General features: G+C 59.7%; 6 protein-coding genes and 5 pseudogenes. 3 read left to right on the top strand and 8 right to left on the bottom strand.

Annotated features, from left to right (window positions below):
* Positions 1 to 49: 49 nt before the first annotated feature.
* Together G6P99_RS38790 and G6P99_RS47835 are read left to right on the top strand one after the other, a co-directional pair.
* Positions 50 to 1,444: pseudogene (locus tag G6P99_RS38790) on the top strand (IS3 family transposase).
* Positions 1,445 to 1,819: 375 nt separating this feature from the next.
* Positions 1,820 to 3,162, top strand: a pseudogene (locus tag G6P99_RS47835) (IS1380 family transposase).
* Between the two features lie 596 nt (positions 3,163 to 3,758).
* Here G6P99_RS47835 and G6P99_RS38775 read toward each other — a convergent pair.
* Positions 3,759 to 4,208 (bottom strand): hypothetical protein, encoded by a 450-nt coding sequence (locus G6P99_RS38775; protein WP_029085042.1) that lies wholly within the window; start codon positions 4,206 to 4,208, stop codon positions 3,759 to 3,761.
* A 369-nt stretch (positions 4,209 to 4,577) separates the two neighbouring features.
* Positions 4,578 to 4,835, bottom strand: coding sequence for a hypothetical protein (locus G6P99_RS38770; RefSeq protein WP_156929091.1), 258 nt, complete (start codon positions 4,833 to 4,835; stop codon positions 4,578 to 4,580).
* Between the two features lie 966 nt (positions 4,836 to 5,801).
* On the opposite strand from G6P99_RS38770, the gene G6P99_RS38765 reads away from it, so the two are divergent.
* Positions 5,802 to 6,527, top strand: coding sequence for a LuxR family transcriptional regulator (locus tag G6P99_RS38765; protein ID WP_029085043.1), 726 nt, complete (start codon positions 5,802 to 5,804; stop codon positions 6,525 to 6,527).
* Between the two features lie 613 nt (positions 6,528 to 7,140).
* On the opposite strand, the gene G6P99_RS38760 is transcribed toward G6P99_RS38765, so the two are convergent.
* The 6 genes and pseudogenes from G6P99_RS38760 to G6P99_RS38735 form a co-directional block, all read right to left on the bottom strand.
* Positions 7,141 to 7,755 carry an outer membrane protein gene (locus tag G6P99_RS38760; RefSeq protein WP_246709753.1) on the bottom strand — a complete coding sequence of 205 codons (615 nt, stop codon included), beginning with the start codon at positions 7,753 to 7,755 and terminating at the stop codon, positions 7,141 to 7,143.
* Positions 7,756 to 8,469: 714 nt separating this feature from the next.
* On the bottom strand, positions 8,470 to 8,715 hold the full coding sequence (locus G6P99_RS38755) for a hypothetical protein (RefSeq protein ID WP_029085045.1): 246 nt from the start codon (positions 8,713 to 8,715) through the stop codon (positions 8,470 to 8,472).
* Positions 8,716 to 9,307: 592 nt separating this feature from the next.
* Positions 9,308 to 10,301: pseudogene (locus tag G6P99_RS38750) on the bottom strand (IS256 family transposase); the annotation flags it as partial.
* Between the two features lie 612 nt (positions 10,302 to 10,913).
* On the bottom strand, positions 10,914 to 11,288 hold the full coding sequence (locus G6P99_RS38745; protein WP_029084494.1) for a hypothetical protein: 375 nt from the start codon (positions 11,286 to 11,288) through the stop codon (positions 10,914 to 10,916).
* Between the two features lie 1,430 nt (positions 11,289 to 12,718).
* Positions 12,719 to 13,428, bottom strand: a pseudogene (locus tag G6P99_RS38740) (LLM class flavin-dependent oxidoreductase).
* A pseudogene (locus G6P99_RS38735) lies at positions 13,335 to 13,592 on the bottom strand (transposase); the annotation flags it as partial. The pseudogenes G6P99_RS38740 and G6P99_RS38735, both read right to left, overlap by 94 nt.
* Positions 13,593 to 13,720: the final 128 nt, after the last annotated feature.

The following is a 13,720-nucleotide window of genomic DNA, read 5'->3' as shown; positions in this document are numbered from 1 at the left end:
ATTTTGCGGAGGGAGGATTTCTGGTTCATCGTAGCCACCAGGAGCGAAGATGAAGCAGAAGTCCGGACCGGGCAAAGCGCCGGCAGAACAAGTGCTAAAGGACATTCGGCGTCAGACCCGTCGGCACCACGCGGCGGAAGAGAAGATCCGCATTTGTGCTGGAGGGCCTGCGGGGCGAGGAGAATATCTCCGAGCTGTGCCGGCGCGAGGGCATGGCCGCCTCGATGTATTACGGCTGGTCCAAGGAGTTTCCTCGAGGCCGGCAAGCGTCGCCTGACGGGCGATACGGCGCGTGCGGCAACCTCCGGTGAGGTAAAGGATCTGCGTCGTGAGACGGCCGCGTTGAAGGAAGTTGTGGCCGACCTCACCCTGGAAAACCGGCTGCTCAAAAAAAAAGCATGAACGGGCCCCTTTCGGTGAATGCCTTGCATTCACCAAGTCGGGTAAGTGATGGGGAGAACGAGGCATGAGGTATCCCGCCTCAGAGAAGGCCGAGATCATCCAGCTGGTCGAGCAATCGCATCTGCCGGCCAAGCGCACGCTGGACAAACTCGGCATCCCGCGCGCCACGTTCTATCGCTGGTATGATCGCTACCGGGAAGGTGGCGTTGAGGCCCTGACCGATCATCGATCAAGGCCGGCTCGGGTGTGGAATCGCATCCCGGATGACGTCCGTGACCAGATCATCGATTTTGCACTGGAACTGCCGGAACTGTCGCCGCATGAGCTGGCGGTGCGCTTCACCGATGAGAGAAAGTGCTTTGTCTCCGAGGCTTCGGTCCATCGGCTGCTGAAGGCGCATGACCTCATCACCAGCCCGGCCTATGTGGTGATCAAGGCGGCGGACGAGTTCAAGGACAAGACCACCGCCATCAACCAGCTCTGGCAGACCGACTTTACCTACCTCAAGCGGCTGGGGTTGGTACTACCTGTCGACCGTGCTCGATGACTTCTCGCGCTACATCGTGGCCTGGAGGCTTGGTCCCACGATGTGCGCCTCCGACGTCACGGCCACGCTCGACCAGGCACTCGCGGCCTCCGGCCTTGACCATATCACCGTCGCGCACCGGCCGAGGCTTCTCAGCGACAATGGTTCGAGTTACGTCGCGGACGATCTGGCCAAGTGGCTCGACCAGAAGGGCATGCAGCACGTGCGCGGTGCTCCGCATCACCCCCAGACCCAGGGAAAGATTGAGCGCTGGCATCAGACTCTGAAGAATCGCATTCTGCTCGACAATTACTACCTGCCTGGCGATCTCGAACGGCAGGTACGCGCCTTCGTCGACAACTCCAATCATGTCCGCTATCATGAGAGCATCGATAACCTCACACCTGCCGATGTCTACTTCGGCAGGGCCGAAGCGATCCTTGCAGAACGCAAACGCATCAAGCTTGTCACTATCGCAAACCGCCGCTATTGCAGCATCAGCTGCAGGCCGCTTAAACTCTAACCCCTGATGAGCCAGAGCCTCCCTTCTCGAAACGCCCGATAAATCTCCAATTATCTGACGACGGACACCCCCGAGCCCGAGACCGAACCAAAGCACGCGTCTTTCGATCATTTTCTCTTACCCCACGCAGCTGCCGCGATGCGCCGCTGTATGTTCCGATGTGCGGCGACAGCGTTGCGATTGCACGTTCGCGGCAACTCGATTGCTTGTTTAGCAGTGGGATAGTGCTGATATACCGGCAACTAGCCCGTCTTATTCGTCAGAGGGCGCCTGAGAGGCTGGCGAGCGTGGTGTAAAGCGCTGATGCGGCGTAGGATTCGGTTGCAAAGCCAACCCCATCACCTTCAGCCGCGAACACCACGCCCGCCATGACCGATGATACGATTCTGCCCTTCTCGTTTCCAGCCGTTCACGCCAAGAAAGTCACAGCTGCCTTCGATGGCGGTCGGCTGGCCTCGAACGGGGGCGTGATGCTTCTGGCGATGGCCGAGCGGCGTCTCGGCTTGGCCGACAATTTGGCCCGGGTGTTCCCGGATCGGCGCGATCCGACGCGGGTCGTGCACAGCCTTGTCGATATGTTCCGCGCGCGCATGTTCGCGATCTGCTGCGGCTACGAGGACGCCGACGACCCCGATCATCTGCGGTCCGATCCCGCATTCAAGCTGGCCTGCGGACGGCTGCCGGACACGGGTCGCGATCTGTGTTCCCAACCGACGCTGTCGCGGCTGGAGAATGCTCCGCGCCTGCGCGACGTGATCCGACTGACCTACACTTTGGTCGACGCATGGATGGATAGCTACCCGCGCGAGCCGGCATCCGTCACGCTTGACATCGATGATACCTGCGATGTCGTCCACGGCCATCAGCAGCTCTCGCTGTTCAACGCTCATTATGACGAACGCTGCTTCCTGCCGATCCACGTCTACGACACGGAGAAGAGCCGGCCCGTGGCGGTCGTGCTGCGGCCCGGCAAGACGCCGGGCGGCGTCGAGGTGCGTGCCCATCTGCGCCGCCTGATACGGCATATCCGGACGCGGTGGCACAACACGCGAATTACATTCCGTGGCGACAGGCGCTATGCTCGGCCGGAGGCAATGGCGTGGTGCGAGACCAACGGCATCGACTACATCTTCGGTCTGTCCGGCACCAAGCCGCTCGCCAGAAAAGTCGACGAGGCCGCCGACGACATCCGCACGCGACGCGCCATCGAGAACCTGCCGGTTCTGCGTGGCTATACCGAGACGCGCCACAAGGCAAAGTCCTGGGATCGCGAACGACGACCGTCGCCCGTATTGAGGCGACGATGCTCGGCCTCGACATCCGTTTCGTCGTCACCAGCCTCGATGTCGGCTCGGCCGAGTGGATCTACGACAGCCTGTATTGCGCGCGCGGCCAAGCCGAGAATCTGATCAAGCTGCATAAGACACAGCTCGCCTCCGACCGCACCAGCTGCCGTTCGGCGCTCGCCAATCAAGTCCGCCTCGTTCTCCACACCGCCGCTTATTGGCTGATGCTGACCGTGCGCGACGCGATTCCCAAAGCCCGGGAATTGGCCACAGCCGAGTTCGCGACGCTGCGTCTTCGGCTCTTGAAACTCGCTGCCCGTGTCGTCGAAACCACGAGCCGCATTCGCCTTGCGTTTGCCGCGGCATGTCCCGAAGCCGACCTGATCCGCGGCTTGCCAGGCGCGCTGCTGCCGCTCGGTCCTTGACCGGCGGGGCGTCCGCCCCCCGTTCGCCCAACCTACACCTCAAGCGCGTTGCAAAGTACGGGTCGTCAGGCGGTGAAAAGCCGAAGGCAATCCCGCGCGCCTCGTCAGAGCAGATGTGCGGCCACATCAAGCGGACTAAAAAAAGCACTCTCACGAATAGGACGGGCTAAACAGCCTAATCGGGCAAACTTTCGAGAAGCTGACGAGGTCTGCGGTCCCGGAAGGCGTGGGGCCCAATTTTCTGCGTCCCCATTGCGCTGCCGCGCCTCCGCGCTTGGACCCGAGTTCGACCTGGTCGATTCCAAGCGGCACGATCATGTTACCCCCAGCGGCAACACGCAGCGTTTTCGGTTCAGCCGCTATCTGCGAAGGTGATGCGATGTATCGCCTTCGTCCGATTCGGACCCGAGCCGTCGCGAAGCAGCCGTTATCTGCGGAGAGCGTAGTCGCAACAGTGTTGATGTCGATAATGCAAATCTGGATAGTGCGAATGCTTGTGGCGAAGCGGCTCGTGGAGATGCCGGTGCGAATGCGGCTCCGCTGCCGCGGCTTCAGCATGCAAATGCTGGTGGTATTTTGCGGCGAGTCAAGCGAAGTCATCCGATCCGGTGATGTCGATCCGGAAAGCCGGCCCCAAGCGTCAGTTCAGCGCCACTCCGGGCTTCCGCGCGGAAGAGTTCATTCCCGATATCTGCAAGGGATGCTCTTCCTGAGCGGTGATGGAATTCGATGACAAGCGTCGGAACCGCTAAGACTTCATCGCGCGGATAGGTGCCGCACGATGTTTTCATCGCGCCTTGTTTTTGAACGTGCAACCCTAGTCTGAATGTGTCGATGAACGAGTTGCCGGCCGGCAAGCCAATCTGGGCTTGGGAGTGCCGAATAGGAGCTCCTCCTAGAGAGAAGGGCTGAACGTTTATCTTTTTAACCACAATGTCCACGCGGTAGCCGGCGGCGGGAATCTGGAAGTGCAACTTGGCGAGGCGAGTTGCCTCTCGCCGCTTATGCTCACCATGCTCGGCATCTCTCCTCCAGATGCCCAGCATGCGTTTCGTTCGACGTCTGGCGAGTCATGAACAAGAAGCTGCTTGTGCGACGAAGACCCCAATAGAGAATTGTACAACCCGACGCTACGTCCGATACAAGTTTCTGGGAGCGCGCATGAAAACAATTCGGACTGGAGGTCAAAGCAATCGACGAGCCTCAATTCCGCCACGCTGCTTGTCTCATTGCCACAAGCATCATCACGGATGTACTGATGATGTTGGGGCGGACCCGGCGCACTTCCAACCCCGGCAAAGTGCGTCGGGGCGCCTTGGTTCGACGGCGTCTCGCGCTCGCCGAATTCGGGCAGAATGATCTGTCGAGTCCCCCTATGTTGCGGCGCGAATTGCGAGCTGTCGCCGTGACCCCGATCACTTTGAACTATCGATAGGATCGATTTCGCCAAACTCGAGCAGATCGATGGCTCTGCATAGGTACAATGAGGACCTTCGAGCCAATCGCGCATGAGTTTCGCGCCCTTCAAGACAAGCGGGTGGTGTTCCTCGCGGATGCTGGATGCGATGGAGCCGTTCAAGCGTATAATGCGTGAGCAGCAGCGCGAGCAGCTCGCTCCAGCGCAGAGAGCTGCAATTGGGCTGACTGATCTCGATTGATTCGTGCTGCGCCATTGTCGCGTTTCCTCCCGATGTCGCGATCGCTTCAATGTGCCTAAGGCGCGCGAACGCGTCGTCCGTCTTTCAAGCCATTGATCAGACGGATGGTTTCGCGTGGCCGGCAATTGGTACGACGCTTGCTGTTCAGATGCCACGTCCTCTCCTTTCTGGAGATGTGTATGCAAAGTGTCGTCTGCATCACGCGAGCCTCGCGCCTCCGCGCATGTAAAGTTGCGCCGCCGTCGCGGCCAAAATTTGCAGGCACAACCCATTCGCGCTGGACCTGCCCGACCTTCCCCGTCCGACACGGGGCACCGATGCTAGGCGGCTACCTTCTGCCTCGGGTAGTACCCCGTAAAGCTCATCGATCACCTCTTCGAGGCAGTCGAAAGGAGAGGACCACTCACGGGCTAACGGCGCCAATTCGCTGGATTGGGAGGAAGAATAAGGTTGCTGTCGTTGTTACTGGCACGCAGAAGATCGATGACCACACCGCGCAGTTCGATCCTGGCGCCGCCAAAACGATCGATGTGCTCTATCTCACCTGGATCGCGCGGCGAAGCTTCATTCGGCGGGACATCGGTTTCATACGGCCCAGTCTGAGCAGAGCCGACGTTTTAGCCGCGGGCCGGCCCCCCCAACCCAGGGCGAGCTGGGCAATCGTCAATGTGCCCATGCATCATCGGATGAGCCGGACAGACCATATTGAGGGGGCATCGGCGCGGCGGTTGCCGCGTGCGGTTCAACCTTTGATCAAGGATAGCGGCGGCACCTCGCAATGTTTGAAGGATGCGTCACGCGACCACAGCGGACGGGAGGGGGACAAGTTCGGCAATGGCAGATCTGGCGCAGCATCCGAGCGCTCCGGCCTTGACGAAGAGCAACCCAAGAGTTCAGGTCATGGAAAGAAACTTGGCTCCGCCTGAAACAAGCGCAATCGAACACACCGACACCGATGGTGATGGGCGTCCTGAGGCGCCTATGGATCTTTTTAGCTTCACTGAATGCGCAAACCGGACACATTCTCTCAGAGCCCTGTTCGACCTTCTTGTAAGCTGTGCGAGCCAGGAGGGCTTTACTGAAGTTTCCTATGGATCTCTCAACTTCGTCGAGCCACTTCGGCTGGCGGACTACCCACCCCCGACCGTAGCCGTGAAATGGCCAATAGACTGGTGCGACCGCTATTTTAAACGCAAGTACCATACCATCGATCCGGTGGTCCGGCGCACTCCGCTGCTTTCGCGGCCTTATCTGTGGGATCAGCTCGGCCAACAATATCAACTTCAGCCGGACGAAAGACGGGTGCTTGACGAGGCTAGAGAGGCAGGTCTGAAGCATGGTATGAGCGTGCCATTGTTTGGTCCGCTGGGCCGGGTATCTGTCGCCTCGTTTGCGTCTCCATCAGAGGATATTGATCCTCAGCATTGCATCAGTCACCTCAACGCTCTGGCTTGGCAATTTCACACTGCCTATGGCGAAATCGCGCGCCGCGCGGATGCTGACTGCGACAGGAAAGTTGCGCTGTCACAGCGGGAAACCAGCTGCATACGGTGGGTGGCCGAGGGTAAATCGTCGTGGGAAATCGGGATCATCTTGCAAATCAGCGAGAATACTGTGAACTTTCATATTAAGAATGTGATGCGAAAGCTGGGCGCGACGAGTCGAATCCAGGCCGCCATCATGGCCGTTCGACTCAATGTCCTTTGATACCAGCTGGGAGCAAACGCCGGCTGTTTCACAACTTTCAATGTGGCGCTTGCCACCGAAACTGCCGCGCAACGATCGATCGGGAAAAAGCGCATTGAAATCTGACGCCGCGTCAACTTCGGATCCGCTACGTGCCAATGTCGGATGAAAAGGCCCTTGAAAAGGTAATGCGTGCGGAACTGATGAGATCCCCAGACCCGCGGGGCGAGTACAGAAGCGGCTCGTCCAACGCTCCGCCTTTGAGACATCGCCGCATCGTATTGGTCGTGATGCCGACGCCCCCAACAACAACGTGTCGCTCGAAGCATCACTTCAATACGATCGCCTAGGGCAAGGTGGCCGCGCCAGTGGCCTACGTCGTCTGGAGCTGCTTGCGCTCAGCCGGCGAAAACCGGTGATCATCCCGGCATCTGGCTCATAAATTTGGTGGCGCCGCGTACACCATTTGATGGTAGCTGCCATTTGAGTGACGTCGCGCAGTCCGTCGAGAGACCGAGCTCGGGATTCAGGAAAAATTCGGCCGCGGCCGGGCCGCTGCAGAGAGCGCCTCCTGAAGAAAGAGCCCCGACCCAGGTCGAGGCTCTCGATTGACCGCGCTAGTGCGTAGAGATCATTATTTGCCAAGCACCGGGCTGAGCTTGTAATTGAACCGCGCTGTGATCAGATCGACGTCCTGGTGGACGCGATCCACGCCGGCACCTGGGAAGGCTACATTGGTGCCCTGCATGAACAAATGGTCATACTCGACGCCGGCGGACCAGCTCGGCGTAAGACTGACTTCGACACCGGCGCCCAGCGCGCCACCCCAACGCACATTGCTGCTTTTGGCAATCTCCGTACCAGTCGCCACTGAGTCGATGTGGTAGGTGTTGCTGGTCACGGCGGCACCGCCCTTGGCGTAAAGCAGCACGGCATTGAATGCGTAGCCAATCTGGCCAGCAAGCAACCCGAACGCATCCGTCTTGGTGCGGAGGGTGTCGGCCGGGAAGGCGGTGCTGACATTGGAGCCGCTGAAGTCGGCCCAATTGCCCTGGCCCTCGATGCCGTAAACCATATTGAAGATCTGCCAACGATAGCCAATCTGGCCGCCGATCGAACCACCTGTCGAATTATGGCAGCCCTCGGGAGTGACGCCATTGAAATTCCAGCAATTATGGCCAGCCCCCCAGCCGCTATTGATACCGATATAGTAGCCGGTCCAGTCAGTGATCGGGGCCGCGATTGGCATCGGCGGCGCCTTTATATTGACGGGCTGCACGGCGAAGTCTGCGCCAAGCGCCGGTGCCGCTGCACTGAGCGCGACAATGCTTGCAGTCAGAATCAGAAAGCTTCATTTCGAGTGTCGTTCCTTTCGGTGCCCCCCGGCGCTGTGCGTCTTAACAACATCGACGCCGATTGCTGTAACTGCAGGACAACAATCCTTCGGGAGAAATGCGCGGAACCGCACGTAGCGTCAGATTGTGGAGCGTGCAAGGACGTCACGCGCACCCGTCAGCGAAATGCGCCGAATCTGGCTTGGGCTCACACGCAAAATACGCCAATGGAAATTCGGGTCAGTCAACGTTGGAAGACGTGAGGCGTTATGGTGCAGCGTGCTCCTTGAGACTGCGGTTTCGCGTCGCGGTGCGCCGTGATATGGGGTGTAAGCTCCCCGTCAAGAACCAGCGCGAGAGCCGAGCTGCGTAAGTCCTGCCGGTGCGTGATGAGCTGCTTGGCGAGTGCTCTCAGGCGGGCCGCGCTTTATCAAGCCGTCGAGGAACACCCGATCGCAAGGCACGTGCGATCACAACGCGCGCGGCGTTGCGGCGCCTTCAGCGCGGCGAAAGATATGAGTGGAGGAAGGTCAGATCGGTCACCATCGGCGTCGACGTTCATTCTTGGCTGAATGACGGGGCAAACCTGGCGAACCGGATCTCTCTTGCCAGTGGATGTGCGAGGAAGCCTATTGCGTGGTCGCATGCGCAAGCTCGGCGCGCAAATTGCGTATCGCCTCGTTTGCAAGATGGAGTGCATTGCGTTCGCCGTTCCTTACCGAGCTCGCCAGTAAATCGCGCAATCGGCGATGAAGGACGGACTTCAGATTGTGCGCTAGGATCGGATCACTCTCGACAAAGCGCCACGCTTTATCAAACGCCACACTCACGAGAGCCTCTGGCGCCTGGACCTGCTGGGATAAGTCGTGATCCATCTCAAACTCCACTGCAACGCCCTTCAAAGACAAATCAGTTTGTCCCAAACGAAACCGAGAGCATGTGGCCAGCGCTCAAATCGGTTGCGATCTTGCTCGCGCATCGAGCTACGCTCGGCGCCATAATGAACATTATATAGATGCTTGTTGAAGTTCGGATGACCGAGCGTCGTAATGTCGATCAATTGGAATTAATCTCGGAGCGAGTGAAGCGAACAACGCAGTACAAGCGTCTCTAGCGGTACCGCTTGAGGTCCGCTAACGGTGCAAGGCGTTGTTTCAGGCGATCAAACTTCGCTAGTGCCAGTCGCAGCTACAACACGACCATGGCGGTCGGGGTCGTCCACCATTTGCAGATCTCAAGCGAACAGCGTGGTCGTTTTCTGAGATGTCGGCTTCCGATCAAGCCCGGCATATTCCGGACAAGTGTTGTTGGTGTTGTGACATGTGTCGGGGCATTCTCTTGCTCGCATTATGGATCTAAGCCCCGTACAAGCCGAACACGTTAGAAGAGGATGAAAAACGCCAGCGCCGATCGGGCCGGAATTGATCCAGAGTGCGCCGGATCGTGTCCACGGGCGTGGTGTGGCGCGTTGAGGCGCTCGATCGGGTTGGTCGAGTGCAGCTTGGTTCGATGCTGGGGCGGGTACGTCATGTAGGCGAGCACATCGGTCTCGGCCTCGTCGAGGAAGCCAGCAAGCTCGGGCAGCTTGGGGCGGAGCTGCTCGGCGACCTTCCGCCCACTGCGCTTGGGCGGTCTCGGCATCGTCCTGGGCAAAGGCGGAGACGACGCGCCGTCCGCTCTTGCCGGCATGCGACCAACGCGTTGCGCATGAAGTGCACGCGGCAGCGCTGCCAAGTGGCGTTGAGCACCTTGCTGATGGCGGCCTTGATGCCCTCGTGCGCGTCGGACACAACCAGCTTGACGCCGCGCAGGCCGCAGCGGGCGAGCTTGCGCAAGAACTCCGTCCAGAATGTCTCGGCTTCGGAAGGGCCAATGTCCATGCCGAGAACCTCGCGGTGGCCGTCACTGTTGACGCCGACCGCGACAATCACCGCGACCGACACATGCGGCCATTCTGGCGCACCTTCACGTAGGTGGCGTCGATCCACAGATACGGCCAGTCGCCCTCGATCGGGCGGACGAGGAACGCCTTCACTTTGTCGTCGATCTCGCCGCACAGCCGGCTCACCTGGCTCTTGGAGATGCCGCTCATTCCCATCGCCTGCACCAGATCGTCCACCGAGCGGGTCCAGACGCCCTGCACATAAGCTTCCTGCACCACGGCGGTGAGCGCCTTCTCGGCCATGCGGCGCGGCTCCAGGAAGCCCGGCAAGTAGGAGCCCTTGCGCAGTTTGGGGATGCGAAGTTCGACCGTGCCGGCGCGGGTCTCCCAGCTCCGGTCGCGGTAGCCGTTGCGCTGGGCCAGACGCTCGGGACTCTTCTCGCCGTAGGCCGCTCCGGTCTGGCCTTCGACTTCCAGCTCCATCAGCCGCTGGGCGGCAAAGCCGATCATCTCGCGCAACAGATCGGCATCAGGGGTCTTCTCCACGAGCGTGCGCAGGTCCATCATATCGTCGGTCATCGGTGGTTCCTCGGTTGCGTTGGCGTGTCGCAACCCGATCCTACCGGCGAATCGCCGGTGACCACCGCAAAGCCGCCCGCCCGCTACGGCGCTATTTGAGGCGCGCGTACCGGGCGGCTTTGCTCTACCGAGCTACACCATCACTGGGGACACGACCGTGCGCCGCCGTCCCCAGAAGGGTTCGAGTGAAGTTCGTTGTCAGCACATAAGGGGATATTGCCGCAACAACGGCCTAACCACTATACACGAAACGAAGGTTAGGCCGAGTTGGCAGTCATTGTGAGTGTCTCGCACCCGGGCGGCCTGTGCTTTCTCGTTATCCGGCTTCCGCACGGCGGTAGCAGAGCCATGAGGTCCCGAAGCAAGAGCAAAAGTTGAACTAAGGAGCGAAATCAAACTGGGTTGTTGCAGTGCAAATGCGTGTTGTACGACGTACCCGATCCGACCGCGATAGCTAATGAATCAGTCGCAGACGGCGTAGTGGAGGCGGCGCCCGCATGCCAGGTTAGCTCGTTGGATGCTGCGCTTCGCTATGATACTCTGTTCGTACCATCGCAGCCGGCGTTGTTCGGCCAGGAAAAGCGCTCTCCACATCAATCCGTCAACGAAATCTCACTCCGCGGCACGCGAGAAAATGAGTTTCGCGATCTTCATCTGGTTGGCCGGAGTTCGTAGGTTGGCCGGCAAGGCATCGACGGCTTGATCGAACAGGCGTCCCAAAACGAGAAGGTCTTCCGGGTAATAAGCGCCGCGGTCCCCGGACATGTGCGTGGTGCGAGCGCCGCCGTCATGATTGCTTGTTCTTGTCTCGCCGAGCTGGCCGAGCTCCAGCTCTGCCGTGATCATTTCATTTGTGAGTGCGTTGAGCAGTCGGATCGCGTCAAGCGCGTCACCATCCTCGCCTACGAGAGTGGCGAGGATGGTCAGTTGCAGGTCGATCCGATCCTTAAGATTCTGTACGCGGGAATTGGAGGGGGCAAGTTCCACGATGTGCTCCTGGTGGTGAAGTGAATGTAAAGTACCTGATGGTGTGTGTTGCGTTTCGCGGTCCGCGAGAGCCGGCAGGTGCGGCGCGACAAGGAATGTCTCCGTCCCAGCTGCGTGTTCATTGAGGCGATCGTCGCGCTCGCTCGACGCCGTACAATGGCACCGCCTGCGGGCCATGACTGCGACTTACGACTTAAGCCGAGCAGCCCGCGGATGTGCTGTGAGACGCCGCCCGGCATAGCCGCCGAGAGCCAATTGGGCTCATCGGGGATTGCAGAGCGATCTTCCGCCACAATCGTCTGGGCTGCCACGCTCAGATCGTTAAATGCTCGGCACAGTGAGCGTGCGGCTAGGCGGGGAAAAGGAGCCCGCGAACAGATGGGAACTCGGCAGCTCGCCCAGCTGCGCCAATTGCTTAGATGATGGTGTGATGCTTGCCGGAAACTCAAAGAGCGCTCGCCCCCGTCGAAAGTTGATCGACAACCGCGGATAAAGCCGGATGAGCATCGTGCAGGTTTGTAGAGCGTAGATCTGGCCCGCGCCGACCGAGCAGGGCTCAGCAAGCGAGCGCAGTGAGGATTTATGGTCACACGACGTTGCAGAGTGGACGGCAAGTTGGCGAAGTTGATCTGTCCATGTCGTCGCAGATCGGGTCCTCGTCCGGGCCGTCGGACACGTATCTTGCAATCGGGGCAGGTACAGACCTGCCAGCACGGCCTCGCTTGCAGCCGCCAGATTGACGGCGCTGCCGACCTGGTCAGGGCGAAAAGTCCAAGCTCCGGCGAGGAGGACGGTTCGCCTGGCCGAATTCTAAACGACGTACGCATTTACCGAGGCCACTGGAAGTGCGCGAACGCCGATCGTCTGAAACGCCTTTGGGGTGATGGCCAGGGTATCAGCGAGGACGCGGTTGATGACTACGCGCCGCACGCGGCGATCAGGGGACAGACTAAAAATGGTCCGCACGTGCGTCGATTTGGACGAATCGAAAGTATCTTTGTGGATCCAGGTCGGGGTGGCTTGAACTGACCTGCGACTGTGCTGAAGGCAAAAGGGATCCATGGCCACACGACATTCGTGAAAGGTGCTTTCCGGAAATCGCGATCGACTTATGGGGTATTTGGCTAAATCCGGTAAAATCGAAAGTTTTGATGGGATCCATCCAGTTCGCGGATAGCCCGGGCGAGGAGTCATTGACCTTTCTGAATGACGCTGGATTCTCGCGCGGTCCACGAGCCGATGAGACGGGCCGCGGGGCTGACCCGGTGCTGCTCCAGGTGCTCGAGCATGCTCTATTGGTCCGAGGACCCCATGTTGGGCAAGGCAGCGAGCGTGATGGCAGGCGGATATCGGCATTGTCGGCAGGGCGGCCGATCATGGCACATAGCGTTGCGGCGCTGAACGCAGGTAGCAAAATCGGATCGAACGTTTCAGCCAAAGCCAGGCATGATCTCGGATTGGATTGTGGTTGCTGTGTACAGCGAAACCTCCAACGGAAGGTTCCCGACCCGAATGCAAGCTGGCATAGTAGATATTAGTTGGCGCCCGCCTCCTCGATCTGGTTAAGGAGGAGCTGTCGGATGGAAGCTGGCGTTCCGACAACGCACAGTTCGCTTCAAGCGCTGCATCGAAGGTCAGCGGGAAGTTAGGCGGTGTCGGCATTCAATTCGTAAAGGAATCTAAAGCTCCTTAGCCATCGTTGATAAGCGGCTTCCGCGGCCGCGCGGGCATCTTTGTCAGACTGTGCAACTACGACCATGCGCAGCAAGCCGAGAAATGGCATCCGATCGTCCGCGGCGGTCTTATGCGCCAGATGAGAGCGGAACGCATCTGTCATGTTTCGGACAGCAGAGGAGTGGCCTGCGCACGCCAGATTGGCGCCGTTTGCAGCAGCCCACGCCGCCGGCTCCGGGCGATTGCTCGCGATCCAGGTCGGCTGATGTGGGCGCTGATGAGGCCTCTGTTCACAGTGACTCTTTTGAATTTGCCCTCTCTGGCTGCGCGAGGCGCCTGACACCAAGCGGCCGGGAGATGGTCGCTTCGCTACTTTGAAAGCAGTTCGCGAAGCTCCGCGACATCGAGCATGTGCTTGACCAGAAGCATCTTTAGCATCGCGTTCTCCTGCTCCAAGTCCTTCAATCGCTTGGCCGCAGGAACGTCCATGCCGCCAAACCTGGCGTTCCAATTATGGATGGCCGCTTCTGCGGTCCCGTGTTTGCGAGCCAGGTCAGTTGCCTTCGCCCCAGCCTGATGCTCCCTCAAGATCGCGACGATCTGCTCTTCCGTGAATCGTGGCCGCTTCATTTGACAGCCCCTGTTAGGGGGGAGCTTGCATTCCAGCTGGAGGAAGCGCGGAATGATTGGTCATCTGCCGAGCGCGGGTTGGAGGGGGCCGCAGACGATCCGACTGGGGCCAAATGGGCTTCATCGAT

Source organism: Bradyrhizobium sp. 6(2017) (assembly GCF_011058295.2).
Taxonomy (GTDB): domain Bacteria; phylum Pseudomonadota; class Alphaproteobacteria; order Rhizobiales; family Xanthobacteraceae; genus Bradyrhizobium; species Bradyrhizobium septentrionale.
Note: the sequence above shows the minus strand (reverse complement) of the source record. Positions and strands in the feature narration are given on the sequence as shown.

What these genes read in the sequence shown, in the direction of transcription:
- G6P99_RS38775 (WP_029085042.1), bottom strand. Translation starts at nt 4,208, where the DNA reads ATGCTGGGCATCTGGAGGAGAGATGCCGAGCATGGTGAGCATAAGCGG.
- G6P99_RS38770 (WP_156929091.1), bottom strand. Translation starts at nt 4,835, where the DNA reads ATGGCGCAGCACGAATCAATCGAGATCAGTCAGCCCAATTGCAGCTCT.
- G6P99_RS38765 (WP_029085043.1), top strand. Translation starts at nt 5,802, where the DNA reads ATGGATCTTTTTAGCTTCACTGAATGCGCAAACCGGACACATTCTCTC.
- G6P99_RS38760 (WP_246709753.1), bottom strand. Translation starts at nt 7,755, where the DNA reads ATGCCAATCGCGGCCCCGATCACTGACTGGACCGGCTACTATATCGGT.
- G6P99_RS38755 (WP_029085045.1), bottom strand. Translation starts at nt 8,715, where the DNA reads ATGGATCACGACTTATCCCAGCAGGTCCAGGCGCCAGAGGCTCTCGTG.